Genomic DNA, 25,137 nt, shown 5'->3' with positions numbered 1-25,137 from the left:
ACAGCGAGGCGCCCTCAGTGCGCCTCGCGTTTCTTGAATACGTAGAAGAGGTTGGGCTCGCTGACCAGGTACAGCGTGCCCTGGTCGTCCATGGCGATACCTTCGGCCTGCGGCACGCTGCGACGCAGGCCGCTCATGCCGCGCAGCAGCGACAGCGAACTGATCGGCTCACCATCGGCGCTCAGCTCCAGCACCAGCCGGGACTCGTCGGACAGCGCCAGCAGGTGACCGCTGCGCTCGTCGTACTGCAGGCTGGAAAGATCGCGGACGAACAGGTTGCGATTGTGCTGGAGGTCTTCCACCACGTGGACGGCGATGGGCTGCTCGGACTGCTCGTAAGGGAAGCCGCGCACTTCGTAGATATGCACAGGCTTGCGCTCCTTGGCGACGAACAGCCGCTTGCCGACCGAGTCGTAGGCCAGCCCCTCGAAGCCACTGTTACCGCCACGCCCGAGGGCCAGGGCGAGTTGCTGGGCGTCTTCGATGCGCAACTCCCTGGTGTCGTCGCGCAGCTCAACACGGATCAGGCGCTGGTGGGTTTCGTCGGTGATCACATAGACGTTGCGACTGATGTATTCGATCGCCTCGGTATCGCCGAAACCGTGCAGCTCGATCCTGCGCAGCACCTCGCCTTCGAGCGACAGCTCGACGAGCTCGTTCTGCTTGTTGGTGACGGTGAAGAGGGTCTGCCGATCCGGGTCGTAGGTCAGCGCCGAGACATTTTCCTCCAGCCCCTTGATCGGCTGCGCCTCCAGCACGACACGGTAGTCGGGCAGCCAAATGGATTTGTCCTGCCACAGCGCAGCATGGCGCCACTCGTTGAACTTGAACCAGGCGCGCTCGTAGACGCGGAAGCTCTGGCCCAGCGCGAGCAGCATGGCCAAGGCAAGCAGCGCCAGCAGCAGGAACAGACGACGGGGCTTGAGCAAACGACGCATGGAGGACTCTGGGTGGGGTTGGCATGGCAGATTGGCAGCAGCGCCTGAAGCCAAACTTAAAGGCCACCAGAGCTTGCGGGCAGGCTAGAGTCAGGTTAGCGCAAGTCTGTCCTGTGTTTCTTTTGCAAGAGGCTACAAGAGGCGTATCGATGGCCCAGCATCTGCTCCCCGAACAACGCCAGCAGGCGACCCTGCACACCGTGGTGCTGGCGACCGAGGTGCTGCACCACGCGGGCGTGCCGCGCCCGAAGCTGCTGGAAGGCAGCGGCATTGGCGAAGCGGACCTGCTGACACCGGAAAAGCTGATCACCCACGCCCAGGAGCTGCGGGTCTTCGCCAACGCCCTCAACTGCCACCACGACCCAGCGCTGGGCCTCTACCTGGGCCTGCGCATGCATGTCTCGGCTTACGGAATCCTGGGTTACAGCATGCTTGCCAGCCGTACCCTGCGCGATGCGCTGCAACTGGCGCTGTCCTTTCCCGAGTTGCTGGGTACCTACTTCCGCCTGGCGCTGACGCCGCAGGGCGATGAGGTGCACCTGACTGCCGACGGCTACCGCTACGCGCCGGAGCTGACGGTGTTCAACACCGAACTGTGCCTGACCTCGCTGCTGACGGTGATCCGCGACCTGCTCGGCGAATCGGTGCGCCCGCGCCGGCTGCTGCTCGCCTACCGTCCGCCGCTGCACGCGGAGACCTACACCGAGCGCCTCGGCTGCCCGGTGGATTTCGGCGCGCCAACCAGCGCGCTGTGCTTCAGCCCCGGCCTGCTGGATCGCCCGCTGCCACTGGCCGACCCGGTCAGCTGCCACAACGGCGTGCAGCAATGCCTGCGCATGAGCGCCACGCTCAGCAGCCGCGGCGACATGATCGACCAGTTGCGCGAGCACCTGGCCAGCCACCTGCAGGACACCGCCAGCCTGGACACCGTGGCGCGCCACCTGCACCGCTCCACCCGTACCCTGCGCCGCCACCTGCAGCAGCAGAACACCAGTTATCAACAGGTGCTCGATGAAGTGCGCTTCGACCGTGCGCGGCAACTCCTCAAGGACACCGACCTGCCGATCTACCTGATCGCCGAGCAGTTAGGTTATAGCGAGACGGCCAGCTTCCGGCATGCCTTCCAGCGCTGGAGTGGGGCGAGTCCGAGCCTGTATCGGGGCTAGGTGCAGACCGGCGCCCCCTCTCCCTAACCCTCTCCCTGAAGGGAGAGGGTTAGGGAGAGGGCAAAGCCAGTCCACGCGCCGGAGCCGATCGGTTCGCGAGCAAGCTCGCTCCTACAAAAAGCCCAGCAGACGACACACCGCTGACGCCCGAAATCCAGCGTTCCAGGCGCCATTTTCAACTTGGCCTGATTTATCCCTTATTGGCCTGATCTATCGTTCTGCGCATCCCGGCGCTTGGTCATTATCAATCCGCAGCTAGGTGAAACGGCCCTAGAAACCGTAAAACCTCAAAAATAACAACTGCTTAACTGCATGGTACGAGCATGACCAGCGCGATCACCATCGAGCGGATATGCATGGAGTTCGGTACACCCGGACAAGGCCTCAAGGCCCTGGACGACGTGTCACTGGAAATCCGCGCCAACGAATTCTTCACCCTCCTCGGCCCGTCGGGCTGCGGCAAGACCACCTTGCTGCGACTGATCGCCGGCTTCGAACAACCCTCCTCCGGCAGCATTCGCCTCTATGGCGACGCGATGGAAGGCCTTCCGCCCTTCAAGCGCCCGGTCAATACCGTCTTCCAGAGCTATGCGCTGTTCCCGCACATGACCGTGGCGGAGAACATCGCCTTCGGCCTGGAAATGCAGGGCAAGCAACGCAGCGACATCGACGCCACCGTGCAGAAGATGCTCGACCTGGTGCGCCTGCCCGACGTCGGCAAGCGCCGCGCCGACCAGCTCTCCGGCGGCCAGCAACAGCGCATCGCCCTGGCCCGCGCACTGGCCAGCAGGCCCAAGGTGCTGCTGCTCGACGAATCCCTCTCGGCACTCGACTTGAAGCTGCGCAAGGAAATGCAGATCGAGCTCAAGCGCCTGCAGCACGAGACCGGCATCACCTTCATCTTCGTCACCCACGACCAGGAAGAAGCGCTGACTATGTCCGACCGCATCGCGGTAATGAGCCGCGGCAAGGTCATGCAGATCGGCACGCCCACCGAGATCTACGAGGCACCGGTCAACCGCCTGGTGGCCGACTTCATCGGCGAGACCAATTTCCTCGAAGGCGAATCCAGCGGCGATAGCGTACGCCTGGCCGACGGCCAGACGCTGCCGGCCGCCACCACCCTGCCCGGCAAGGTGACCCTGGCGATCCGCCCGGAGCGCACCGAGCTGGCGCAGGACGGTCAGCTCGAAGGCGTAGTCGAGAACATCGTCTACGTCGGCACCGACACCGTGTACCACCTCAATGTCGCCGGTCAGGGCGGCTTCCGCGTACGTCAGCAGAACCGCGACGGCGCTCTTTCCACCCACGCGCCCGGCGCGCGGGTGCGGGTCCGTGTTCCCGCCACCGCCATCCGGGTGCTGGCCGAATGAGTACAACACTACGCGCGCAAGCGGAACGCCAATCACTGTTCAAGCGCCTGGCCCTGACCAGCCCGGCGATGATCATGCTGGTGGTGTTCCTGGTCCTGCCGCTGGGCATCATGTTCGCCGTGTCGGTCCAGGCACCGGGGGACTATGGCGGCGTCAAATGGGGCCAGCACACCGTCGAGGCCTACATCAATTTCCTCTGGGAGCGCGACCTGGACGACAGCCTGTCGTTCAACGCCGACTACCTGGGCATCTTCCAGCGCTCGTTCTGGCTGTCGATCCTGACCACCCTGGGCTGCGTGCTCATCGGCTTCCCCACCGCGCTGTACCTGGCGCTGCAGGACGAACGCCGGCGCAACCTGCTGCTGTTCCTGGTCACCGTGCCGTTCTGGACCAACCTGTTGGTGCGGGTCTACGCCTGGATGCTGCTCCTGCGCAACGGCGGTCTGATCGACGAAGGGCTGCACGGGCTGGGCTTCTCCGACGCATCGCTGGGCATTCTCTACACCGACAACGCGGTGATCATCGGCCTGCTCTACACCTACCTGCCGTTCATGGTCCTGCCCATCTACACCAGCCTGGAGAAGATGGACTGGCGCCTGGTGGAAGCGGCCTTCGACCTGGGCGCCAACCGCTGGAAGGCGCTGAAGCGGATCATCATTCCGCTGGCCATGCCCGGCATCGTCGCCGGCTGCATCCTGGTGTTCATTCCCTCGCTGGGCAGCTACATCATTCCCGAGCTGCTGGGGGGCGGTAAGTCGCTGATGATCGGCAACCTGATCCAATTGCAGTTCGGCACGGCGCACAACTGGCCGTTCGGCGCGGCGCTGTCCTTCGCCCTGCTCGCCTTCGTGCTGCTGGCGATGCTGATCTACAGCATGCGGTTCAAACAGGGCGCGTCGGGAGGTCATCCATGAAGTCGGCCAACCCGCTGTGGAAGTTCACCGGGGTCCGGCCCGCCGCCTGGCTGTTCTTCGCCTTCCTCTATATCCCGATCTTCGTGCTGGTGGTGCTGAGCTTCAACAGCGGCCAGTCGGCCACGCTGTGGGAAAGTTTCAGCCTGAAATGGTACGCCGTGGTGGCGGACGATCCGGAAATCCTCCGCGCAGCGAAGAACTCGCTGATCGTCGCCACCCTGGCCACCGTCGTCGCCACCACCCTGGCCACGCTCGCCGCGCTAGGCATGCGCGGTCGCACATTCCGCGGGCAGACGCTGATGAGCGGCGTACTGGGCCTGCCGCTGCTGGTGCCGGAGATCGTCACCGCCGTGGCGACGCTGATGTTCTTCGCCTTCATCGGCCTGAAGCTGTCGCTGTTCACCATCCTGCTGGCGCACATCGTGTTCTGTATTCCCTTCGCCTACCTGCCGATCCGCGCCCGTCTCGAAGGCATGGACCCACGGCTGGCGGAAGCGGCGGCGGACCTCTATGCCTCGCCGTGGAAGACCTTCTGGAAGGTGACCTTCCCGCTGCTGACGCCGGGGATCGTGTCCGGGGCGATGCTGGCGTTCATCATCTCGATGGACGACTTCGTCATCACCTACTTCGTCGCCGGTGCCGGTGCCACTACCCTGCCGGTGTATATCTTCAGCTCCATCCGAATGGGGATTTCCCCGAAGATCAACGCCATATCTTCAATAATACTGTTGATTTCCATCGCGTTCGTTGCGTTGTCGTACTACGTCGGCCAGCGTCGCCGCTGACCTCCTGCCGCCAATCAAAACAACATTGCAAGGAGCTTCACCGATGAAATTCCGCCGTACCCCCATCGCCCGCACGCTCGTCGCCGCCAGCCTGCTGCTGGCCGGCAGCGCCCATGCCGACGGCACCCTGCACTTCGCCAACTGGTCCGACTACTTCCCGCCGGAACTGTTGAAGAAGTTCGAGAAGGACACCGGCATCCACGCCACCCTGGATTCCTACGACAGCAACGAAACCCTGCTGGCCAAGCTGAAGGCCGGCGGCGGCGCCTACGACGTGGTCGTACCGTCGGACAGCTTCATCGAGATCTTCGTCAAGGAAGGCCTGCTGCAGAAGCTCGACAAGTCGCAGCTGCCGAACCTGGCCAACCTCAAGGACAAGTTCAAGACCCTGACCTACGACCCGGGCCACGACTACTCCGTGCCCTACCTGTGGGGCACCACCGGCTACAGCTACGACAGCGCCAAGGTGCCGGGCGGCAAGCTGGATGAAAGCTGGAAGCCGTTCTTCGAGCCGCCGGCGGAGCTGAAAGGCAAGGTGGTGGCGCTCAACTCCATCGAGGAGCTCTATGCCCCCGCGTCCTACTACCTGGGCGTCGACGAATGCACCGAGGACCCGAAAGAGGCGGCGAAGATCCAGGACCTGCTGCTCAAGCAGAAACCCATGCTGGCCATGTACAACAGCGACGGCACCATCGAGCGCATGGCCGCCGGCGAGGTTTCCATGCACCAGCAATGGAACGGCGCCTTCCACCGCGCCCACGCCCAGCGCGCCAGCCTGGTCTACGTCTATCCCAAGGAAGGCGTGCGCCTGTTCATCGACAACCTGACCATTCCCAAGGACGCCACCAACATCAAGGAGGCCCACGCCTTCCTGAACTGGATGATGCAGCCCGAGAACATCGCCCTGGCCTCCAACTTCGCCAAGTACAACAACGCGATCGAAGGCTCGGACAAGTTCATGGACAAGGAGCTGTTCGACGACCCGGCGATCAACACCCCGGCGGACAAGCTGGATCGCCTGAAGCCCTTCAAGCTCTGTTCGCCCAAGGCGCTGCAACTGCGTTCCAAGGTCTGGACCAAACTGAAGAAATGACCCACAGGTCACCCGGCGCGGCGGTGCGCGTCGGGTGATTCTGACAGCCATTTTGGCCATTTCGATCCCTTTTTGACCCTTTGCAGAGTTCTGCCCGGCACCCCTGGTTGCTAGAGTCGGGCGGCTCGCGCAGGGAGCGGCTGGAAAGGCGGCCAGCCCCTACACCATCGCAGATGGCGCAGGGATTTCCCGAGGGAACGCGAGCGCGTTATCCACAAGAACAAATGCCCCGAGAACGCCCATGACCAGCTTTTGCGTCACCCTGCAGCACACACCCTCATTCCTCGCGCGTCGTCATCGCTGCGGCTGAGCCGTAAACCGATGACGTCAGGACGGCCACCGAACGCCGCCCGCCCGCAAGACAACAACAATCGCGAGGACTCCCCCATGGCCAGCCAACACAGCGCCAGCACAGCTCACACCCAACAGGGCACCCCGGCCAACGCCGACGCCCGCCTGAAACGCGTCCTGGGCCTGCCCGCCCTGGTCTTCTTCGGCCTGGTCTACATGGTCCCACTGACCATGTTCACCACCTACGGCGTGGTCACCGAGATGACCGGCGGCCGCACTGCCAGCGCCTACCTGATCACCCTGCTGGCGATGCTGTTCACCGCCGCTTCCTACAGTTTCATGGTGCGCAAGTACCCGATCTCGGGTTCTGCGTATTCCTACACCAGCCTGAGCTTCGGCCCGGTAGTCGGCTTCCTGTCCGGCTGGTCGCTGCTGCTCGACTACCTGTTCCTGCCGATGATCAACTACCTGCTCATCGGCCTGTTCATGAACATCGCCTTCCCGGAAATCCCGGCCTGGGTGTTCGTGGTCGCCTCCATCGCCCTGGTGACCGTGCTCAACGTGGTCGGCATCAGCCAGGTGGCCGGCATGAGCAACGTCATTGTCGGCGCGCAACTGGTGTTCATCGTGGTGTTCGTGATCATGTCGATCAAGACACTGGCCGGCGGCGCGGCGATCGACTTCAGCCTGCCCTTCGTCGGTGACGGCACCCAGCCCGGCTTCGCCCCGCTGATGGCCGGCGCCGCGGTGTTGTGCCTGTCGTTCCTGGGCTTCGACGCGGTCTCGACCATGGCCGAGGAAACCCGCGACGCCCGCCGCGACATTCCCCGCGCGATCATCATCACCACCGTCATCGCCGGCCTGATGTTCACCCTGCTGGCGATCATCAGCCAGCTGGTGTTCCCCGGCAGCGTGTTCCAGAACGCCGACTCGGCGGCCAACGAAGTGATGCTCAAGGCCGGCGGCCAGTTCCTCGGCAACTTCTTCACCTCCGCCTATATCGCCGGTTGCATCGGCTCGGCGCTGGCATCCCAGGCCTCGGTATCGCGCATCATCTTCACCATGGGCCGCGACGGCATCCTGCCGCGCAGCCTGTTCGGCACCTTGCACGCGCGCTTCCAGACCCCGGTGGTGGCGATCCTGGTGGTCTCGGCGATCTCGTTGCTGGCCATCGTGCTGGACCTGACCACCCTCGCCTCGATGATCAGCTTCGGTGCGCTGGTGGCCTTCTCCGTGGTCAACCTAGCGGTGATCCGCACCTACCTGGGCGTGGAGCGCCGTCGCGGCGCGAAGAACGTCCTGCTGTACGGCGCCATCCCGTTCATCGGCCTGTGCCTGACCCTGTGGCTGTGGACCAGCCTCTCGCAGATGACCCTGATCGTGGGCCTGAGCTGGTTCGCCGTCGGCTTCGCCTACCTGGCGGTGCATACCGGCGGCTTCCGCCGCAAGGCACCGAGTGTGAATTTCGAGGAAAACGCCTGAAAGCCCGTTGACGATCTCGCGAGCTAGAGCAGAACAAGGCGAAATCGGTGGAGGGAGCGGAATTTACACGCAGTAAATGAGCATCCCGAGACCGATTTCAACGCAGTTATGCCGACGCGCAACAGATCGTAGACAGGCCGAGATAACCGGAACCTAACCGGGCGCCTTGTGCGCCCTCAGGAGCGCGTGATGTTGACGATCTACACCGACGACCATCGCTTGCACCACGGTCAGCACGAGCTGATCGGCGGCCAGTTCACCCCCTGCTTCGAAAAGCCCAGCCGCGCCGACATGGTGCTGGACCGGGCCAAGGCGGTGAAACTGGGCGACATCCAGGCCCCACGCGACTTCGGCCTGGAACCCATCCTGAGGGTGCACAGCGAAGGCTTCGTGCGGTTCCTGCAACACGCCTGGCGTGACTGGCTGGCCACCGGCCGCACCCACGACATGCTGCCGATCTGCTGGCCGACCCGCCGCCTGCGGCAGAAGGAGCCGGACAGCATCGACGGCCGCCTGGGCTACTACAGCCTGGACGCGGGCGCACCGATCACCGCCGGCACCTGGCAGGCGGTGCTCAGCTCGGTGAACGTGGCCATGACCGGCCAGGCCGAACTGGCCAAGGGCGCGCGCTCGGTGTTCTCGCTCTGCCGTCCGCCGGGCCACCACGCCTCAGCGGACTTCATGGGCGGATACTGCTTCTTCAACAACGCCGCCATCGCTGCCCAGTCGATCCTCGACCAGGGCGCGAACCGCGTGGCCATCCTCGACGTCGACTACCACCACGGTAACGGCACCCAGGACATCTTCTACGACCGCGCCGACGTGCTCTTCACCTCGATCCACGGCGACCCGCGTTTCGAGTATCCGTACTTCCTCGGGTACGCCGACGAGAAGGGCCAAGGCGTTGGCGAAGGCTTCAACTTCAACTATCCGCTGGCCTCGGGCAGTGACTGGTCGGTCTGGAGCCTGGCATTGCAGGCGGCGATCCGGCAGATCTCGGCGTACAAGCCGGACGTGCTGATCGTGTCGCTGGGCGTGGACACCTACAAGGAAGACCCGATCTCCCAGTTCAAGCTGGACAGCCCGGACTACCTGCGCATGGGCGAGGCAATCGGCAAGCTCGGCCTGCCGACCCTGTTCGTCATGGAAGGGGGTTATGCGGTGGAAGAGATCGGTATCAATGCGATCAACGTATTGCAAGGCTTCGAAAGCATCGGCTGACGCACTCGAAAGCAAAAAAGCCGCGCCGGGGATGGGGTTCCCGGCGCGGCTTTTTTATCGAGAGCGGATTACTGGAGGATTTCCACGCGATCCACATCGATATCGGTGGGCTTCTGCTTGTGGTGGTCAACCTCACCCGTCAGGCGCACCTTGGTGTTCTCGGAGACCGAAGTACCCGCTGGCCAATCGTCGTGGTCGATCTCGACCTGGATGCTGCCGGTGGCGTCCTTGAACTCGTAGTGCTCGCTGCTGATGCGCTTGGTGATGGTGCCTTCGAGCACGACCTTGGTGTCATCGGCGGCGGCCTGGGCCTGCTTCACCGTGGTGATCGGGCCGGCAGCGGCGGCGGCGGGCTGGGCATCGCTGCCCGGGCCGGTGTAACCGCCAGCGGCGAAGGTGACGGTGGAGAACAGGCCAGCGGCGGCGATCAGCGGGAGGTGAGTCAGTTTCATGGAAGTGCCTCCTTGGGCGTTTTCGATGGGCTCAGCCTAGTGCCGACGGCTGAAACCATCCTGAATCGGGACTTAATCCAAGCTTAAGACCGCAAACGCCCGCATTGCTCCGATCTAAATCAGTTCCCCTCGCCGGACTGCGCCTCGCGCTTGAACACGTAGAAGAGGTCAGGCTCGCTGACCATGTAGATGGTGCCCTGCTCGTCGATGGCGACGCCCTCGGCACGCGGGATCCGATCATCCAGGCCGTTTAGTCCCCCGAGCAGGCTGATGAAGCTGATCGGCTCGCCCTTCTCGTCAAGCTCCAGCAGCAGGTGCGACTCCGCCGACAGCACCAGGGTATGGCCGGTGCGCGGGTCGATGCTCAGCGCCGAGACGTTGGTCATCAGCAGATCACTGGGCAGGGGCTGGAGCGCACCGTTCAAGCTGGCCCCGCCGTCGCTGGCGAGGCTGAACAGCGCCAGCGGGTCACGTTCCTGGCCCAGCACCAGGCGATGCTGCCGTGGGTCCCAGGCGATACCCTCGATGCCCTTGTTCTTCTTGCCGCGCGGGCCGAGATCGAAGCTGGACAACTTTGCGGTGCTCAGCTCGCGGGTCTGCGGGTCGACATGGAAGATGGTCAGGGAATTCTGGCGCTCGTCGGTCACGGCGATATTGCCGTTTTCCAGCACCGCCACGCCTTCCGGGTTCGACATGCCCAGCAACGGAATCACCCGCAGCACATCCCCGGTGAGCGACAGTTCGGCCAGCAGCGGCTTCTTGCCGGTCACGGTGAACAGGGTGCGGGTCACCGGGTTGTAGGCCAGGTCGGAGGTCTCCTGCCCCTCGATGCCGCCCTTGAGAGGTTTGGCCTGGATGACCGCCCGGTAACCGGGCAACCAGATGCTTTCCGAGCGCGCCTGAGTGCTGGTGTCCTGCTCGCGCAACCAGAGACGCGCACGGTCATCCCAGTGGAAGCGGGATGTCAGGTAGCCGAGCACAATCAGGATGAACAGCAAGGCCAGCAACAGCCAGCGAGGACGAAGGACGGACATGGTCATGGCGACTCTTGTTGATCAGCACGGGCAAGGCATCCCGCAACAAGCGAAGGCCGCACAATCGGCGGCCTTCGGCGGGACAACGGAGTTAAAGCACGCGGCTTTCGAATCGGCTGGCGCCGGGAAGTTCCAGCACCACGTCACTGCCGCTCTTGAGCGGGCCGACACCGACCGGCGTGCCGGTGGACACCACGTCGCCCGGCTGCAGCGAGAAATGGCCGCAGATGTGCTGGATCAGCGGCACGATGGGGTTGAGCATGTCGCGGCTGTTGCCGTCCTGGCGGACTTCGCCGTCGATGGTCAGGCGGATGCCGATGTCCGTCGGGTCCGGGAAGTGGTCGGCGCTGACGAAGGGCGCCAGCACGAAGGCGCCGTCGAAGGACTTGGCCAGTTCCCACGGCAGGCCCTTTTCCTTCAGCTTGGCCTGCACGTCGCGCAGGGTCAGGTCCAGGGCCGGGGCGTAGCCGGAAATGGCGTCCAGCACTTCCTCGGCACTCGGCTTGCGCGACAGCGGCTTGCCGATCAGCACGGCGATTTCCGCCTCGTAATGCACCGAGCCGCGGTCCTCGGGAATGGAGAAACCGCCAGCCTGGGAAACCGTGCAGGAACCGGGCTTGATGAATAGCAGCGGCTCGGTCGGCACCGGGTTGTTCAGCTCCTTGGCGTGCTCCGCGTAATTGCGGCCGACGCACACCACCTTGCCCAGGGTGAAATGGATCGGGGTGCCATCGACGTACTGATGCTGGTAACTCATGACCGACTCCTGCAACGGATGGAAGAGATGATCCGCGCGGGGCTCGTGATCCCGCACAGTTGCCCGCATCCTGCCGGCGTACGCGCCACTTCCCGTGACGCTGACGTGCGAAGGGCCGGCCCCTCTATCCCAGAGAACCGGCCCTTCTGGATACCGCAGCTTATTCGGCGAAGATCTTGCCGGGGTTCATGATCCCGTTCGGGTCGAACACCGCCTTGACCGCCTTCATGTAGCCGATTTCAGCCTCGGAGCGAGAGTAACCCAGGTAATCGCGCTTGGTCATGCCCACGCCGTGCTCGGCGGAGATCGAGCCGTTGTACTTCTGCACGGTCTCGAACACCCACTTGTTGACGGTCGCGCACTTGGCGAAGAACTCGTCCTTGCTCAGGTTCTCGGGCTTGAGGATGTTCAGGTGCAGGTTGCCGTCGCCGATGTGGCCGAACCACACCACTTCGAAGTCGGGGTAGTTGGCTTCGACGATGGTATCGATGTCCTTGAGGAAGGCCGGGACCTTGCTCACGGTGACCGAGATGTCGTTCTTGTACGGCGTCCAGTGGGAGATGGTCTCGGAGATGTACTCGCGCAGCTTCCACAGATTCTGCAACTGCTGCTCGCTCTGGCTCATCACGCCGTCCAGCACCCAGCCCTGCTCTACACAATGTTCGAAAGTCGCCAGCGCCTCGTTGGCCACTTCCTCGGTGGTCGCTTCGAATTCCAGCAGCGCGTAGAACGGGCAATCGGTCTCGAAGGCCGGCGGTACGTCGCCACGGGCCATGATCTTGGCCAGGGCCTTGTCGGAGAAGAACTCGAAGGCGGTCAGGTCCAGCTTACTCTGGAAGGCATGCAGCACCGGCATGATCGAATCGAAGTCCGGGGTGCCGAGGACCATCGCGGTGAGGTTCTTCGGCTGGCGCTCCAGGCGCATGGTGGCCTCGACCACGAAGCCCAGGGTGCCTTCGGCGCCGATGAACAGCTGGCGCAGGTCGTAGCCAGTGGCGTTCTTGATCAGGTCCTTGTTCAGCTCCAGCAGGTCGCCCTTGCCGGTGACGACCTTCATGCCGGCCACCCAGTTGCGGGTCATGCCGTAGCGAATGACCTTGATCCCGCCGGCATTGGTGCCGATGTTGCCGCCGATCTGGCTGGAACCGGACGATGCGAAATCCACCGGGTAATAGAGGCCGTGTTCTTCGGCGAAGGTCTGCAGCTGCTTGGTGATCACGCCCGGCTGGCAGACCGCGGTGCGGTCGAATTCGTTGAATTCGACGATCTTGTTCATGTAGTCGAAGGCCACGACCACTTCGCCATTGGCGGCGACGGCAGCGGCGGAGAGCCCGGTACGGCCACCCGAGGGAACCAGCGCGACCTTGTGCTCGTTGGCCCAGCGGACGATGGCCTGGACCTGCTCGGTGCTCTTGGGGAAGGCGATCGCCAGGGGTGCCGGGGCGAAATGCTTGGTCCAGTCCTTGCCATAGGTGTCGAGGGAATCGGCGTCTGTCAGCAGCTTCCCGGCATCCAGCAGGGGCTTGAGCGATTCGATCAGGGCGTCGCGGGTCATTGGAGGAACTCTCAAATGGTTCATGGTCGTCCTGAGAACAGCTCAGGTCGCAACCGGGCAAGGAAAAGGGAGAACATGCTAGCATACGCACCCCACGCAGATCGCCACCTGGCGCCAAGCTTGGCACCGGCCGGTCCGGCCTGAGCTGTTCAATTTCTCGCCACATCCCGGGACTACAGGTTCAAAGCAGATGAGCAAGACTTCTCTCGACAAGAGCAAGATCAAATTCCTTCTCCTTGAAGGCGTGCACCAGAACGCCGTCGACACCCTCAAGGCGGCCGGCTACTCCAACATCGAGTACCTCAAGACCGCACTGTCCGGTGACGAGCTGAAGGAAAAGATTGCCGATGCCCACTTCATCGGTATCCGCTCCCGCACCCAGCTGACCGAAGAAGTCTTCGACGCTGCCAAGAAGCTGATCGCCGTTGGCTGCTTCTGCATCGGCACCAACCAGGTCGACCTGAACGCAGCCCGCGAGCGCGGCATCGCCGTGTTCAACGCGCCCTACTCCAACACCCGCTCGGTCGCCGAACTGGTGCTGGCCGAAGCCATCCTGCTGCTGCGCGGCATCCCGGAAAAGAACGCCTCCTGCCACCGTGGCGGCTGGATCAAGTCCGCCGCCAACTCCTTCGAGATCCGCGGCAAGAAACTGGGCATCGTCGGCTACGGCTCGATCGGCACCCAGCTCTCGGTCCTGGCCGAAGCCTTAGGGATGCAGGTGTACTTCTACGACGTCGTGACCAAGCTGCCGCTGGGTAACGCCCAGCAGGTCGGCAACCTGCACGAGCTGCTCGGCATGTCCGACATCGTCTCGCTGCACGTGCCGGAACTGCCGTCCACCCAGTGGATGATCGGTGAGAAGGAAATCCGCGCTATCAAGAAAGGCGGCATCCTGATCAACGCCGCCCGCGGCACCGTGGTCGAGCTGGACCACCTGGCCGCCGCGATCAAGGACGAGCACCTGATCGGCGCCGCCATCGACGTGTTCCCGGTCGAACCCAAGTCCAACGACGACGAGTTCGAAAGCCCGCTGCGCGGCCTGGATCGCGTGATCCTGACCCCGCACATCGGCGGCTCCACCGCCGAAGCCCAGGCCAACATCGGCCTGGAAGTGGCCGAGAAGCTGGTCAAGTACAGCGACAACGGTACCTCGGTATCTTCCGTCAACTTCCCGGAAGTCGCCCTGCCGTCGCACCCGGGCAAGCACCGCCTGCTGCACATCCACGAGAACATCCCGGGTGTGATGAGCGAGATCAACAAGGTGTTCGCCGACAACGGCATCAACATCTCCGGCCAGTACCTGCAGACCAACGACAAGGTCGGCTACGTGGTGATCGACGTCGACGCCGAATACTCGGACCTGGCGCTGGAGAAGCTGCAGCACGTCAACGGCACCATCCGCAGCCGCGTGCTGTTCTAAGCGCAGCCCGGTCAGAAAAAAGGAGGCTTCGGCCTCCTTTTTTCATGCCTGGAGAAAGATCACTTCACATTGACGGTGATCTGCTGCGACTCCACCGGCGGGTCGAACGGCACGTGGTTCTTGTCGCCTACCAGCAGTTGCAGGGTGTGCTTGCCCGGCGGCAGCGTCACCTGGGTCTCGGTCTGGCCCTTGCCGAAGTGCTTGATCTGGTCGGTCATCGGCAGCGGCAGGTTCATCACCGGCTGCTCCTTGAGGTCGATCAGCAGGTGGTGGTGGCCGGTGGCTGGCGAGTCCACGCCCGCCGGCGCGACGCCCATGCCCTTGAGGCCGAATTTGACGGTGAAGGTCTTGTCCACCGTGGCACCGTCGACCGGCTCGATGAAGTACACCTTCGCGCCTTCCGGAGCCGGGGTACGCGGGATATCGGCGGCAACGGCAGAGGTGCCGGCGAGCAGCGCGGCAAGGCCCAGGCAAGGCAGCAGGGTTCTCATGTTCTTCTCCTTCTACATGGAAATCGAAAGGCGAAGGACCCGCTCAGGCCGGCCTTGCCTCACGCATGGAACGCACAAGCATAGGCGCCGCGGCGCGAGGCTCAAGCAAAATAGTGCATCTTCGAGTGACGCAGAGTGCTCTAGCCTCCGGCTTCCAGCCCGGCCAGGCAGACGGCGGCGGCATCCAGCTCTTCCTCGCTGAACACCAGAACGCCCATGCGCTTGAGCGCAGCGGCGGTCACACCTTCGCCAACGACCTTCCGCCCGCTGAAGCTGCCGTCGTAGTTCTCGCGGTTGCCGCAGGAGGGGCTGCGCGCCTTGAGCACCGCCAGTCGGATATCGTGGCGACGCACCAGTGCCATGGCTTCCTCGGCGCCGAGCAGGAAGGCGTCGCTGACGTCCTCGCCGTCCACTGTCACCACCGGCCGAACACGTTCCAGAACGGCCATGCCCTGGCCGCCGGGGATCTCCGCCGGAGCGCGGGGCGTCGGCAGGCCGCCGGCGACTTCCGGGCACAGCGCCACCACCCGCCCCTGGTCCAGCCAGCGCGATAGCAGGTCGAACGGCCCGTGCGCACCGCCGTCGTAACGGACGCGATGGCCAAGCAGGCAGCGGCTGACGAGAACCTTCTGCATGGGCGAATCACTCCCTTTTGGAAGGGGACAGACTAGCCGCTCGCCGTTTGGCGGTCACGCCGGGTAACGCAACTTTCATCGGACCGTGTGTCGCAACAGGTTTCCGCCCCGCCGAAAGTCGGGTTCTTGAGCGGCTCGCCGGCCGTCGGCACTGTGCTGAAACACAACCTTCGACGGGAACAGCCGCCCGGCACTGGCTGCCCCGCAGGCAGCCGCCCAGACTCGCGCATCGGCCAATCGCCATGGAGCCTCCCTCATGCCTCGCTTCTTGCTCTGCACCGCCACCTTCGCTGCGCTGTCCTACCTGCCCTTGGCTTTCGCCGAGCTCCAGGCGCTGGACAACGAACACTTGGGCGCCGTCACCGGCCAGGACGGCATCAGCATCCGCACCGACGTGCTGGCGCACATGGACAGCGTGGCCTGGAAGGACGACGGCGGCAGCGTCTCGCTGCGCAACGTGTTCATCGACAACGGTTGCGTGAATGCCGGCGACTGCCCGGACGGCCGCGGTGGCAACCTGCCCTACGGCCCCGCCCAACTGGGCCTGAGCCTGCCGATCTTCGGCATCGAGCAACCGACCCTGCAGGTGGATGTGGTGCAGGGCGCTGGCGGCCAGCAGCAACTGGCACTGACCCTGCCGGATCTCACCACCATCAACCAGCAGCTGAATGCGAGCGGCCTGCCGTCGCAGACCATCCGGATGCGGGTGACCGGCGATCTTTACGTGGGCGGTGGACGGCTGGGAACCATCGAAGTGCGCGATATCCAGGACATCAGCGGCACACTGAAGATCTGGGGGCACTGACCCCACACGGACGCCTCAGAGCGGAGCGTCACCGCGGCGGCGGAACCAGCCGGTGAGCGAGAGGCGCTCGTGACTGGCCGGCAGCACCTCATGGGGGAATTCGCCGGAGAGGAACACCACCAGCCGGCCGGCCAGTGGCGGCAGGTCCAGCGTCCGTTCGTCGGGGAAGTACATGCGTAGTTCGCCGCCCTGCTCCACCAACCAATCCCGATTCAGGTAGAACACCGCCGAGACGGTGCGACGATCGTCGTCGCGGAAGCGATCGAGATGCTTCTGATAAAAGGCGCCCGGCGGGTAGAGCGCGAAGTGCCCTTCGAAGTCTTCCAACCCCAGGTACAGGGAGCGATTGATCTGCCGGCGCAACTCGTCCAGCGCCCCCAGGTAAAGGTCGCAGGCCTTGGACTGGCCGGGCTCGAGCCACTGGATGCGGTCGCCGCGAATACCTTCGCGCACGGCCTGCCCATCGCCCCGGCCGATGGCCGCAGCGGCCAGCTTGCCGGCTGCGTCACGGGCACGGCATTCCGTCGCCAGCTCAGCGATCAGGGCATCGGGAAGGAAGGCGTCCTGCTGCGACCAGCCCTTCTCGGCGAGGTCGTCAACGATGTTTTGCAGGAGGGGGCCTTGCATGAATGGAGAAGGGGCGTCGAAATGCATCGCGTATTGTAACGTCCGGCGCCAGTGTCTCGACAAGCGGGGCAAGCCTTGCCGACAATAGCCCCCGGCGAGCGAACCCTGCCGCCCAAAAGGAGTTGCAATGCGCGTACTGCTGGCCCTCACCCTTCTTGTACTGGGCATGCCTGCCCTGGCCGACAACTACCAGCGCCTGTACCAGGCCGCCGGCTGGCCGGAACAGCGAGCGCACTTCAATGACGCCCTGCACGCCGCGCAGAAGCGTTACCAGGGCAATCTGCCGCCGGCGCTGTACCAGACGCTGGTGGACAACAGCAACCAGCGCTTCGCCCCCGCCGACATCGACCAGCGCGCCCTCAACGGCCTGCGCCAGAACCTACCGGACAGCTCCGCGGCGGTGAACTTCTTCGAATCCCCACTGGGCCGCAAGGTCGCCGGCGCCGAGACCCTGGCCACTCGCAGCGACCAGTTGCAGAAGTACGCCAACGGCCTGCCGCGCCAGCAGGCCAGCGATGCGCGCAAGCAGATCGCCCACCGCCTGAGCCAGGTGCTGCCGGCCCGCGAAGCCGGTGCCGAAGTGAGCCTGGCGCTGGCCAGCGTGGCCGCCGACAGCCTCAGCCAGATGCTCCCCGGCCTGCTCGGCGGCGGCACTACCCAGGGCATGCTCGAAGGCCAGCGGCAGAAGCTGATGGGGCAGATTGGCGCCGATCTCGACAACACCCTGCTATACGTCTATCGCGGTCTGAGCGATGCCGAGCTGGGCCAGTTCGCCGATTTCAGCGAGTCGCCAGCCGGGCGCGAATATTACCGCGCCGCACTGGCCGCCCTTAAGGCCGGATTAAGCGTTTCCTCCAGCGGGCAATGATAGGAATAACCTTACCGTCCTAGCGGACCACTCCGAGAAGCGCTCCCCCTAGAATGGCGCCCGCTGTACAGAGGGTGGCGCCTGAGGATCATGGCGCATGGAGTGAAGGACACACCCTCGACTACAGCGACTTCCACGCCCCGCGTCCCCCCGGCTATGCCATCCGCTCACTGAGAAAATCGAAGTAACGTCTGCGCAGCGTCTCGCTCTCGTTCGCCAGGTGGTGACGCGCGCCGGTCAGCAGCAGGCATTCGATCTTCTCGAACTTGTCTTCCAGCACCTTCAGGTTGTAGCGCCAGTCCACCGTCTCGTCGGCGTCACCCTGCACCACCAGCAGGCTCTGCGCGCCATGGCCGGCGGCCTCGATACGCGGAATCCAGCGCGCCAGTGCGCCCACCCAGGCCGTCGGCAGGATCTTCGGCTGCAGCGGATCGCGATCACGCAGGAAGGCGAGGAATTCGGCGTCGCTGGAGTTCTCGCTGAACCGTCGCGGAATCGAGTCCACGAACGGTCGCAGCAACTGATAGCTGAATTTCGACCAGCCCCAGGCCCGGGGCCGCACCAGTGGCGCCAGCAGGATGGTCCGCCCGAGTTCCGGACGCGGCGCGCCGGTGAGCAGGTAATCCAGCAATATCGCCCCGCCGGTGCTCTGCCCACAGAGGTGCCAGGGTTGCGGCAGGTCCAGCGCCTGGGCCTGGTTGAGCAGTGCGCCCAGCACTATCTGGTACTCGGCGAAGTCGCCAATGCTGGCAGCCGGACCACCGGACAGGCCGTGGCCCGGCAGGTCGCAGGCCAGCACCGCGAAGCCCATGCCCAGCGCCCAGTCGATCACATGGCGGTACAGCCCCATGTGGTCGTAATAGCCATGCAGCAGCACCACCGTCCCGCGCGCCAGCACCGGCCGCCAGTACTGCGCGGCGATCTGGTAGCCCCCGGCCTCGAAGGTGCCCAGGCGGCTCTGCAGTCCCGGGTGGCGCCCATGCAGGTCCAGGCCGTAGAAATGCTGATACAGCGCGATGCCGACTTCGTTCGCCTCTGCGGTCAGAGGTCGCAGCAGGGTGCGCAGCAGATCGGGCTGGAAGGCTTCAGGCATGGGCGTTTCGCTTCTGGCAGGCGGGTAACGGAAGGAGCGCGCGGAGCAGCGGGATATTCTGCCGCGCCCGCCCCCGTGGCAAGCTTGTCGGCTATCTTACCGACTCTGTCACTGGTCGCTGCCATGTCCTCACGCCAAAAGTCGCTGCTCACCTGGCTGATTGCCGCGCTCTGCCTGGGCGCGCTGCTCGCCACCTACTGGTGGTACGAGAACCGCTTCATCCGCCCATTCAGCCATCAGCCGCAGTTGTTCTCCGGCGACCACCTGATGCTGCCCGCGCAGCTGGCCGGTCCCGGAAAGATCCGCCTGGTGCACTTCTGGGACCCGGCCTGCCCCTGCAACGTCGGCAACCAGCAGCACCTGGGCGAGCTGATCCAGCGCTTCGGCCCGCAGGGCGTGGAGTTCTTCGCCGTGCAGAAACCCGGCAGCCGCGGCCACCTGCCCGATACGCTGAACGCCATGCGCGCGCTGGACTCCCTGCCCGGCGCCGAGCAGTTGCCGGCGAGCCCCGCCGTGGCCATCTGGGACGCGCAAGGCAAGCTGGCCTACTTCGGCCCCTACAGCGAAGGCGCGGTGTGCACCTCGGGCAACAGCTTCATCGAGCCGATCCTCGATGCCCTGGTGCAGGGTCGCCAGGTCAACGCGACCCACACCCTGGCCGTGGGCTGCTATTGCCCGTGGGACGAAACGAAGCACTGAGCCGCATCAACGAAGACGATGGCCAATCCGTGACTACACTTGGTTCGCCGGCCCATTAAGGGCTGATCGTCACCAAGGAGCTTTTCGCATGCGTCTTCATTCCGCCCTCGCCTTCTGCGCCGCTCTCTCCACCGGGTTCGTCCTGCCCCTGGCCGCCCACGCCGAAGATACCCCCAGCAGCAGCCAAGTCATGGAGCAGCACAAGCAGGCCATCAACAACCGCATCGCCGACATCGACTACAAGCGCAAGCGCATCGTCGAAGCCAACATGAAGCTCACCCCGCAGGAGACCGAGAAGTTCTGGCCGATCTACAACAGCTACCGCACCGAAGCGGACAAGCTGAGCAAGCAGACGCTGGCGATCATCATCGACTACGCCAACAGCTATAACACCGGCTCGGTGAGCAACGACGACGCGGCCAAGCTGCAGAAGCAGGTGCTGGAGCTGCAAGACGACAAGCAGGACCTCAAGGAGAAGTACCTCAAGCGCATCGCCAAGGAAGTCTCGCCGCAGCGCGCGCTGCGCTTCCTGCAGATCGAAGACCAGCTGGACGCGATGGCGCTGCTGGAAGTCAGCCGCGAAATCCCGCTGGCCGAGTAGCCCTCAGCCTTCGGTGCCGCCTCGCAGGCGCTGGCGATAGCGCTCGGGCGGCACCGAATACCAGCGCCTGAAGGCACGATAGAACGGCGACACCTCGGCAAACCCACAGGCCCGCGCCACCTCGCGAATCGCCACGCCCTGCTCCAGCAACTGCGCCGCACGCTGCCGGCGCACTTCCTCTCGCACCTCCCTGAACGTCTGCGCCCGGCTCGCCAGGTTGCGCTGCAGCAGCCCTGCGCGCACGCCCAGTTCGCGAGCACAACTTTGCAGGGTGCACTCCCCCTCCCCCAGGCGGATGCCGATCAGGTAGCGCAGGCGATTGAGCAGGTCGTTCTCGTCCAGCGTGCCCAGCTGTTCTCGCGCATGCTCGGTGAGCAGGCGGTGCAGCACCGGGTTGCCGGTACGCGAAGGCCTCGCCAGCAGGGCCCGGTCGAAGAGCAAGGCGTCATGGGGCTTGCCGAAGCTGGGCGTCAGGCCGAACAGCCGCCGGTGCTCGCTCAGGCGGCGTGGCTGGGGATGGCGGAACTCCACGGCCTGGACGCGGAACTCATCGTCGGTGATCAGCGCCAGCTGCTTGAGAAACAGCAGCATGAGGCACTCCATCTGCTGCCGCAGGTTGCTGATGCCCAGGTAGTTGAGGTCGAGGATCAGCCGTACCCGGTCGCCCTCTTCATGCATCTGTGCGGCGAAGCCACCGGAGAGGATGTGCTGGAAACGCAGGAAGCTCTGCAGCGCCTCGCGCAGGTCGCCGCTGGCCATCTGCAGGTAGCCGACCACATCGAGCAGACGCGGCCTCATCGCCTCGCCCAGGTGCAGGCCGATGTCGGGATCGCCGGTGATGTCGTCGAGGGTCGTCCAGAATAGCGGGGCATCGTCATGTACCAGCCGGCCACTCTGCGCCGGCGGCGGCAGGCGGACCTTCTGCAAGGCCTGGCGGTAGATGTCGGTCGGATCGAAGCCCAGCACGGACAGCGCCTCGTACAACTGGCGGCGCAGGGTGGCGGACTGAGTCATGGCTGGCGCTGCCGGGAAATTCAGCTCTGGGGCGGACATGCTTCCTCCTGGGATTGACCGAAGAGTTCCAGCCATGAGGCATTTGGTCAATGAACGCCATGCGACTTCCTTTGCAGAATCGCCGCATAACAACAAGGAGTTGCCCCATGAAACGCACTTTGACTGTCCTCGCTGTCGTTGTCGCCGCTGCCGCGGCGGGCGCTGGCTGGTACCTGCACGGCAAGCAGCCGGTACGCGACGGACAACTGCCGCTGGCCGGCCTCGCCAGCGAAGTCACGGTTCGCTACGACGAGCGTGGCGTGCCGCACATCAAGGCCGGCAGCGAGGAGGACATGTACCGGGCGATCGGTTACGTGCATGCCCAGGACCGGCTGTTCCAGATGGAAATACTGCGGCGCCTGTCCCGCGGCGAGCTCGCCGAAGTGCTCGGGCCCAAGCTGGTGGACACCGACCGCATGTTCCGTAGCCTGCGCATCCGCGACCACGCGGCGGAGTATGTGAAGACACAGGACAAGAATTCCCCGGCCTGGAAGGCCCTGGTCGCCTACCTCGATGGCGTCAACCAGTTCCAGGACAGCCACCCGCGCCCGGTGGAGTTCGACATCCTCGGCATACCCAAGCGCCCCTTCACGCCCGAGGACACCGTCAGCGTCGCCGGCTACATGGCCTACAGCTTCGCCGCCGCCTTCCGTACCGAACCGGTGCTGACCTACGTACGCGACCAACTGGGCGCGGATTACCTGAAAGTCTTCGACCTCGACTGGCACCCCAACGGCGTCCTCACGCCGTCCACGTTGGCCGCCGCCGACTGGCAGGACATGAGCGCCATCGCCCAGCTCAGCCACGCGGCCCTGGAGAAGGCCGGCCTGCCGCAGTTCGAAGGCAGCAACGCCTGGGCCGTGTCCGGCAGCCGCACCAAGAGCGGCAAGCCGCTGCTGGCGGGTGACCCACACATCCGCTTCGCCGTGCCGGCAGTGTGGTACGAGATGCAGGCCAGCGCGCCGGGGTTCGAGCTGTACGGCCACTACCAGGCGCTCAACCCGTTCGCCTCGCTGGGCCATAACCTGCAGTTCGGCTGGAGCCTGACCATGTTCCAGAACGACGACGTCGACCTGGTCGCCGAGAAGGTCAACCCGGACAACCCCAACCAGGTCTGGTACCACGGCCAGTGGGTGGACCTGAAGAGCGAGGAGCAGAGCATCGCCGTGAAAGGCGAGGCGCCAGTGAAGATCACCCTGCGCAGCTCGCCCCACGGTCCGCTGGTCAATGACGCGCTGGGCACTGCCTCGGGCAAGACGCCGGTGGCCATGTGGTGGGCCTTCCTGGAAACCCAGAACCCGATCCTCGATGGCTTCTACGAGCTGAACCGCGCCGATACCCTGGCCAAGGCCCGCACGGCGGCTTCGAAGATCCAGTCGCCGGGCCTCAACGTGGTATGGGCCAACGCCCGCGGCGACATCGGCTGGTGGGCATCGGCGCAATTGCCGGTACGCCCGGACGGGGTCAACCCGAACTTCCTGCTCGACGGCGCCAGCGGCCAGGCCGACAAGACCGGCTTCTACCCCTTCAGCGAGAACCCGCAGGAAGAAAACCCGGCGCGCGGCTACATCGTCTCGGCCAACTTCCAGCCGGTACCGGCCAACGGTCGCCCGGTGCCGGGCTACTACAACCTGCCCGACCGCGGTCAGCAACTGAACAAGCGCCTGTCCGACGATTCGGTGAAATGGGACCTGCAGAACAGCCAGGCGCTGCAACTGGACACCGCCACCGGCTATGGCCCGCGCTTCCTCAAGCCGCTGCTGCCGATCCTGCGTGAAGCCGCAGCAAGCGACGAAGAGAAGGCGCTGGTGGAGAGCCTGGCCAACTGGCAGGGCGACCATCCGCTGGACTCCGTGACCGCCACGCTGTTCAACCAGCTCCTCTACCAGGTGGCAGACGGCGCCATGCGCGACGAGATGGGCGACGCCTTCTTCGACAACCTGCTGTCCACCCGCGTGCTCGACGTGGCCCTGCCGCGCCTGGCCGCCGACGAGAGCTCGCCCTGGTGGGACAACCGCAAGACGCCGCAGAAGGAAACTCGCGCGGATATCGTCAAGGCCGCCTGGAAAGACAGCCTGGCGCATCTGCGCACCACCCTCGGCCAGGACTCGAAACAGTGGCTGTGGGGTAAGGCGCACACCCTGACCCACGGCCACCCGCTGGGCCAGCAGAAGCCGCTGGATCGCCTCTTCAATGTCGGCCCATTCGCCGCGCCGGGTGGCCACGAGGTACCGAACAACCTCTCCGCCCGCGTCGGCCCGGCACCCTGGCAGGTGGTCTACGGCCCGTCCACCCGTCGCCTGATCGACTTCGCCGACCCGGCCCACAGCCTGGGCATCAACCCGGTGGGCCAGAGCGGCGTGCCCTTCGACAAGCACTACGACGACCAGGCCGAAGCCTACATCGAAGGCCAGTACCTGCCGCAGCACTACGAGGACAACGAGGTAAAGGCCAACACCAAGGGCATTCTGCGGCTGATCCCCGTCCGTCGCTGAGTTGCCTGCCGAAAATGAAAAACCCCGCTCCTGCGGGGTTTTTCATGGGTGCATGTAGAGAGTGTTGCGGGAGATGCCGAAGCTCCCTGGCGCGTTATTTCCCCAAGGGATAACGATCGGGGTGTTGTATTGGGCGCCGTCTCCCGCACGGAGTGCCAAAAGGCGTCACTGGAAGTTTGCCGGCGGCGCGCCCCGGTCCTGGTTCGGGGGAGACCGGAAAGCGCAACCGAACGTTTAAAGCGTAGATCGCAATCCGCTGGGAGTTGCGCTTTCCTACCCACGGATTTTTCCGATAAACCCAAGTCTTCCAAGCACTTCGGAATAACGTGTGAGCAAAAAACACGGGCCACCCGAAGGTGGCCCGTGGTTCGACAATCGCCGGATACTACCGGCCGACAAGACGGCGTCAGGCGGTGGCTGTCGAACCCTTCTGCCAGTCGGTCGCGTTGGACTCCATGGCTTCCTGGATCGCACGCTTGCGACGTTCCTCGGCCTGACGGGTGAAGTACCAGGCGAAGAAGGTGAACAGCGAAACGGTCAGCAGGATCAGGCTGGCGACGGCGTTGATCTCCGGCTTCACGCCCAGGCGCACGGCGGAGAACACTTCCATCGGCAGGGTGGTGGAGCCAGGACCGGAGACGAAGCTGGCCAGTACCAGATCATCCAGCGACAGGGCGAAGGACATCATGCCGCCCGCCGCCAGCGACGGGGCGATCATCGGGATGGTGATCAGCATGAACACTTTCCAGGGCTTGGCGCCCAGGTCCATGGCCGCTTCCTCGATGGACAGGTCCAGTTCGCGCAGGCGTGCCGACACCACCACCGCTACGTAGGACGAGCAGAAGCTGGTGTGGGCGATCCAGATGGTCACGATGCCGCGTTCCTGCGGCCAGCCGATCAGCTGGGCCATGGCGACGAACAGCAGCAGCAGCGACAGACCGGTGATGACCTCGGGCATGACCAGCGGCGCGGTGACCATGCCGCCGAACAGCGTACGGCCACGGAAGCGCGGGATGCGGGTCAGCACGAAGGCGGCCAGGGTACCCAGGGCTACCGAGGAGATCGCGGTGTAGCAGGCGATCTCCAGCGAGCGGAACACCGAGCCAACGAGCTGCTGGTTGTCCAGCAGGCCGACGTACCACTTCACCGACCAGCCGCCCCACACGGTCACCAGTTTGGAGCCGTTGAAGGAGTAGATGACCAGGATGATCATCGGCACGTAGATGAAGAGCAGGCCCAACACCAGCATGATGTTGGAGAACGACCAACGCTTGTTCATGCCTTGCCCT

General features: G+C 64.6%; 24 protein-coding genes. 13 read left to right on the top strand and 11 right to left on the bottom strand.

Annotation, left to right across the window (positions count from 1 at the left end; genetic code table 11):
* Window positions 1-14: 14 nt before the first annotated feature.
* Entirely contained in the window at window positions 15-938 is a 924-nt protein-coding gene (locus tag PNI01S_RS19275; protein WP_065086549.1) for an SdiA-regulated domain-containing protein, read from the bottom strand.
* Between the two features lie 149 nt (window positions 939-1,087).
* On the opposite strand from PNI01S_RS19275, the gene PNI01S_RS19270 reads away from it, so the two are divergent.
* The 7 genes from PNI01S_RS19270 (at window position 1,088) to PNI01S_RS19240 (ending at window position 9,263) form a co-directional block, all read left to right on the top strand.
* Window positions 1,088-2,104 (top strand): AraC family transcriptional regulator, encoded by a 1,017-nt coding sequence (locus PNI01S_RS19270; RefSeq protein WP_065086550.1) that lies wholly within the window; start codon window positions 1,088-1,090, stop codon window positions 2,102-2,104.
* Window positions 2,105-2,427: 323 nt separating this feature from the next.
* Window positions 2,428-3,477 (top strand): ABC transporter ATP-binding protein, encoded by a 1,050-nt coding sequence (locus PNI01S_RS19265; protein WP_065086551.1) that lies wholly within the window; start codon window positions 2,428-2,430, stop codon window positions 3,475-3,477.
* Window positions 3,474-4,391 carry an ABC transporter permease gene (locus tag PNI01S_RS19260; RefSeq protein ID WP_024762163.1) on the top strand — a complete coding sequence of 306 codons (918 nt, stop codon included), beginning with the start codon at window positions 3,474-3,476 and terminating at the stop codon, window positions 4,389-4,391. Before PNI01S_RS19265 ends, PNI01S_RS19260 begins: the two co-directional genes overlap by 4 nt.
* On the top strand, window positions 4,388-5,176 hold the full coding sequence (locus PNI01S_RS19255; RefSeq protein WP_065086552.1) for an ABC transporter permease: 789 nt from the start codon (window positions 4,388-4,390) through the stop codon (window positions 5,174-5,176). The genes PNI01S_RS19260 and PNI01S_RS19255 overlap by 4 nt, the downstream gene beginning before the upstream one ends.
* Before the next feature lie 43 nt (window positions 5,177-5,219).
* The gene (locus tag PNI01S_RS19250) at window positions 5,220-6,269 is read left to right on the top strand and encodes an ABC transporter substrate-binding protein (protein WP_024762162.1); all 1,050 of its coding nucleotides are present in this window, start codon (window positions 5,220-5,222) and stop codon (window positions 6,267-6,269) included.
* Between the two features lie 387 nt (window positions 6,270-6,656).
* Window positions 6,657-8,042, top strand: a complete 1,386-nt coding sequence (locus tag PNI01S_RS19245) for an APC family permease (RefSeq protein WP_038803550.1) — start codon at window positions 6,657-6,659, stop codon at window positions 8,040-8,042.
* Between the two features lie 189 nt (window positions 8,043-8,231).
* Window positions 8,232-9,263 carry a histone deacetylase family protein gene (locus PNI01S_RS19240; protein WP_017520827.1) on the top strand — a complete coding sequence of 344 codons (1,032 nt, stop codon included), beginning with the start codon at window positions 8,232-8,234 and terminating at the stop codon, window positions 9,261-9,263.
* A 68-nt stretch (window positions 9,264-9,331) separates the two neighbouring features.
* Here the strand turns inward: PNI01S_RS19240 and PNI01S_RS19235 are convergent, their stop codons facing one another.
* The 4 genes from PNI01S_RS19235 to PNI01S_RS19220 form a co-directional block, all read right to left on the bottom strand.
* Window positions 9,332-9,715 carry a NirD/YgiW/YdeI family stress tolerance protein gene (locus PNI01S_RS19235; RefSeq protein ID WP_024762160.1) on the bottom strand — a complete coding sequence of 128 codons (384 nt, stop codon included), beginning with the start codon at window positions 9,713-9,715 and terminating at the stop codon, window positions 9,332-9,334.
* A gap of 119 nt (window positions 9,716-9,834) precedes the next feature.
* Window positions 9,835-10,755, bottom strand: coding sequence for an SdiA-regulated domain-containing protein (locus PNI01S_RS19230; protein WP_024762159.1), 921 nt, complete (start codon window positions 10,753-10,755; stop codon window positions 9,835-9,837).
* Window positions 10,756-10,840: 85 nt separating this feature from the next.
* On the bottom strand, window positions 10,841-11,506 hold the full coding sequence (locus PNI01S_RS19225) for a fumarylacetoacetate hydrolase family protein (RefSeq protein WP_024762158.1): 666 nt from the start codon (window positions 11,504-11,506) through the stop codon (window positions 10,841-10,843).
* Window positions 11,507-11,666: 160 nt separating this feature from the next.
* Entirely contained in the window at window positions 11,667-13,061 is a 1,395-nt protein-coding gene (locus tag PNI01S_RS19220; RefSeq protein WP_024762157.1) for a D-2-hydroxyglutarate dehydrogenase, read from the bottom strand.
* A 190-nt stretch (window positions 13,062-13,251) separates the two neighbouring features.
* On the opposite strand from PNI01S_RS19220, the gene serA reads away from it, so the two are divergent.
* Window positions 13,252-14,481: a phosphoglycerate dehydrogenase gene (gene serA / locus PNI01S_RS19215; protein ID WP_024762156.1), complete on the top strand. Its 1,230-nt coding sequence runs from the start codon at window positions 13,252-13,254 to the stop codon at window positions 14,479-14,481.
* Window positions 14,482-14,540: 59 nt separating this feature from the next.
* On the opposite strand, the gene PNI01S_RS19210 is transcribed toward serA, so the two are convergent.
* Both PNI01S_RS19210 and PNI01S_RS19205 read right to left on the bottom strand, forming a co-directional pair.
* Window positions 14,541-14,972, bottom strand: coding sequence for a DUF4399 domain-containing protein (locus PNI01S_RS19210; protein ID WP_024762155.1), 432 nt, complete (start codon window positions 14,970-14,972; stop codon window positions 14,541-14,543).
* 140 nt (window positions 14,973-15,112) lie between these two features.
* Window positions 15,113-15,607 (bottom strand): 2-thiouracil desulfurase family protein, encoded by a 495-nt coding sequence (locus PNI01S_RS19205; RefSeq protein WP_037015473.1) that lies wholly within the window; start codon window positions 15,605-15,607, stop codon window positions 15,113-15,115.
* A gap of 256 nt (window positions 15,608-15,863) precedes the next feature.
* Here PNI01S_RS19205 and PNI01S_RS19200 point away from each other — a divergent pair, with 256 nt between their 5' ends.
* Window positions 15,864-16,412 carry a DUF6160 family protein gene (locus tag PNI01S_RS19200; protein WP_024762154.1) on the top strand — a complete coding sequence of 183 codons (549 nt, stop codon included), beginning with the start codon at window positions 15,864-15,866 and terminating at the stop codon, window positions 16,410-16,412.
* A gap of 15 nt (window positions 16,413-16,427) precedes the next feature.
* Here the strand turns inward: PNI01S_RS19200 and PNI01S_RS19195 are convergent, their stop codons facing one another.
* Window positions 16,428-17,039: a 2OG-Fe(II) oxygenase gene (locus PNI01S_RS19195; protein ID WP_420902321.1), complete on the bottom strand. Its 612-nt coding sequence runs from the start codon at window positions 17,037-17,039 to the stop codon at window positions 16,428-16,430.
* A gap of 127 nt (window positions 17,040-17,166) precedes the next feature.
* Between PNI01S_RS19195 and PNI01S_RS19190 the strand changes: the two genes are divergently transcribed.
* Window positions 17,167-17,907 carry a hypothetical protein gene (locus PNI01S_RS19190; RefSeq protein ID WP_024762152.1) on the top strand — a complete coding sequence of 247 codons (741 nt, stop codon included), beginning with the start codon at window positions 17,167-17,169 and terminating at the stop codon, window positions 17,905-17,907.
* Between the two features lie 154 nt (window positions 17,908-18,061).
* On the opposite strand, the gene bipL is transcribed toward PNI01S_RS19190, so the two are convergent.
* Window positions 18,062-19,000, bottom strand: a complete 939-nt coding sequence (gene bipL / locus PNI01S_RS19185) for a phospholipase BipL (RefSeq protein ID WP_084358810.1) — start codon at window positions 18,998-19,000, stop codon at window positions 18,062-18,064.
* A 123-nt stretch (window positions 19,001-19,123) separates the two neighbouring features.
* Between bipL and PNI01S_RS19180 the strand changes: the two genes are divergently transcribed.
* Entirely contained in the window at window positions 19,124-19,699 is a 576-nt protein-coding gene (locus PNI01S_RS19180) for a DUF6436 domain-containing protein (RefSeq protein ID WP_084358809.1), read from the top strand.
* Window positions 19,700-19,787: 88 nt separating this feature from the next.
* Entirely contained in the window at window positions 19,788-20,300 is a 513-nt protein-coding gene (locus PNI01S_RS19175; protein ID WP_084358808.1) for a transcriptional regulator, read from the top strand.
* Between the two features lie 3 nt (window positions 20,301-20,303).
* On the opposite strand, the gene PNI01S_RS19170 is transcribed toward PNI01S_RS19175, so the two are convergent.
* Entirely contained in the window at window positions 20,304-21,353 is a 1,050-nt protein-coding gene (locus tag PNI01S_RS19170) for an AraC family transcriptional regulator (RefSeq protein WP_024762148.1), read from the bottom strand.
* A 107-nt stretch (window positions 21,354-21,460) separates the two neighbouring features.
* On the opposite strand from PNI01S_RS19170, the gene PNI01S_RS19165 reads away from it, so the two are divergent.
* Window positions 21,461-23,848 carry a penicillin acylase family protein gene (locus PNI01S_RS19165; protein ID WP_084358807.1) on the top strand — a complete coding sequence of 796 codons (2,388 nt, stop codon included), beginning with the start codon at window positions 21,461-21,463 and terminating at the stop codon, window positions 23,846-23,848.
* Between the two features lie 406 nt (window positions 23,849-24,254).
* Here PNI01S_RS19165 and PNI01S_RS19160 read toward each other — a convergent pair whose 3' ends face one another.
* Window positions 24,255-25,127 carry an ABC transporter permease subunit gene (locus PNI01S_RS19160; protein ID WP_024762146.1) on the bottom strand — a complete coding sequence of 291 codons (873 nt, stop codon included), beginning with the start codon at window positions 25,125-25,127 and terminating at the stop codon, window positions 24,255-24,257.
* Between the last annotated feature and the right edge of the window lie 10 nt (window positions 25,128-25,137).

This window comes from Pseudomonas nitroreducens NBRC 12694 (assembly GCF_002091755.1).
GTDB lineage: Bacteria > Pseudomonadota > Gammaproteobacteria > Pseudomonadales > Pseudomonadaceae > Pseudomonas > Pseudomonas nitroreducens.
This window is presented reverse-complemented; position numbering and strand designations above follow the sequence as displayed.

Coding starts and splice junctions, on each gene's coding strand:
- PNI01S_RS19195 (WP_420902321.1), bottom strand. CDS start 17,039: ATGCAAGGCCCCCTCCTGCAAAACATCGTTGACGACCTCGCCGAGAAG.
- PNI01S_RS19270 (WP_065086550.1), top strand. CDS start 1,088: ATGGCCCAGCATCTGCTCCCCGAACAACGCCAGCAGGCGACCCTGCAC.
- PNI01S_RS19275 (WP_065086549.1), bottom strand. CDS start 938: ATGCGTCGTTTGCTCAAGCCCCGTCGTCTGTTCCTGCTGCTGGCGCTG.
- PNI01S_RS19235 (WP_024762160.1), bottom strand. CDS start 9,715: ATGAAACTGACTCACCTCCCGCTGATCGCCGCCGCTGGCCTGTTCTCC.
- PNI01S_RS19225 (WP_024762158.1), bottom strand. CDS start 11,506: ATGAGTTACCAGCATCAGTACGTCGATGGCACCCCGATCCATTTCACC.
- PNI01S_RS19220 (WP_024762157.1), bottom strand. CDS start 13,061: ATGACCCGCGACGCCCTGATCGAATCGCTCAAGCCCCTGCTGGATGCC.
- PNI01S_RS19250 (WP_024762162.1), top strand. CDS start 5,220: ATGAAATTCCGCCGTACCCCCATCGCCCGCACGCTCGTCGCCGCCAGC.
- PNI01S_RS19205 (WP_037015473.1), bottom strand. CDS start 15,607: ATGCAGAAGGTTCTCGTCAGCCGCTGCCTGCTTGGCCATCGCGTCCGT.
- PNI01S_RS19240 (WP_017520827.1), top strand. CDS start 8,232: ATGTTGACGATCTACACCGACGACCATCGCTTGCACCACGGTCAGCAC.
- PNI01S_RS19175 (WP_084358808.1), top strand. CDS start 19,788: ATGCGTCTTCATTCCGCCCTCGCCTTCTGCGCCGCTCTCTCCACCGGG.
- PNI01S_RS19165 (WP_084358807.1), top strand. CDS start 21,461: ATGAAACGCACTTTGACTGTCCTCGCTGTCGTTGTCGCCGCTGCCGCG.
- serA (WP_024762156.1), top strand. CDS start 13,252: ATGAGCAAGACTTCTCTCGACAAGAGCAAGATCAAATTCCTTCTCCTT.
- PNI01S_RS19265 (WP_065086551.1), top strand. CDS start 2,428: ATGACCAGCGCGATCACCATCGAGCGGATATGCATGGAGTTCGGTACA.
- PNI01S_RS19170 (WP_024762148.1), bottom strand. CDS start 21,353: ATGTCCGCCCCAGAGCTGAATTTCCCGGCAGCGCCAGCCATGACTCAG.
- PNI01S_RS19180 (WP_084358809.1), top strand. CDS start 19,124: ATGTCCTCACGCCAAAAGTCGCTGCTCACCTGGCTGATTGCCGCGCTC.
- PNI01S_RS19230 (WP_024762159.1), bottom strand. CDS start 10,755: ATGACCATGTCCGTCCTTCGTCCTCGCTGGCTGTTGCTGGCCTTGCTG.
- bipL (WP_084358810.1), bottom strand. CDS start 19,000: ATGCCTGAAGCCTTCCAGCCCGATCTGCTGCGCACCCTGCTGCGACCT.
- PNI01S_RS19255 (WP_065086552.1), top strand. CDS start 4,388: ATGAAGTCGGCCAACCCGCTGTGGAAGTTCACCGGGGTCCGGCCCGCC.
- PNI01S_RS19245 (WP_038803550.1), top strand. CDS start 6,657: ATGGCCAGCCAACACAGCGCCAGCACAGCTCACACCCAACAGGGCACC.
- PNI01S_RS19190 (WP_024762152.1), top strand. CDS start 17,167: ATGCGCGTACTGCTGGCCCTCACCCTTCTTGTACTGGGCATGCCTGCC.
- PNI01S_RS19160 (WP_024762146.1), bottom strand. CDS start 25,127: ATGAACAAGCGTTGGTCGTTCTCCAACATCATGCTGGTGTTGGGCCTG.
- PNI01S_RS19210 (WP_024762155.1), bottom strand. CDS start 14,972: ATGAGAACCCTGCTGCCTTGCCTGGGCCTTGCCGCGCTGCTCGCCGGC.
- PNI01S_RS19200 (WP_024762154.1), top strand. CDS start 15,864: ATGCCTCGCTTCTTGCTCTGCACCGCCACCTTCGCTGCGCTGTCCTAC.
- PNI01S_RS19260 (WP_024762163.1), top strand. CDS start 3,474: ATGAGTACAACACTACGCGCGCAAGCGGAACGCCAATCACTGTTCAAG.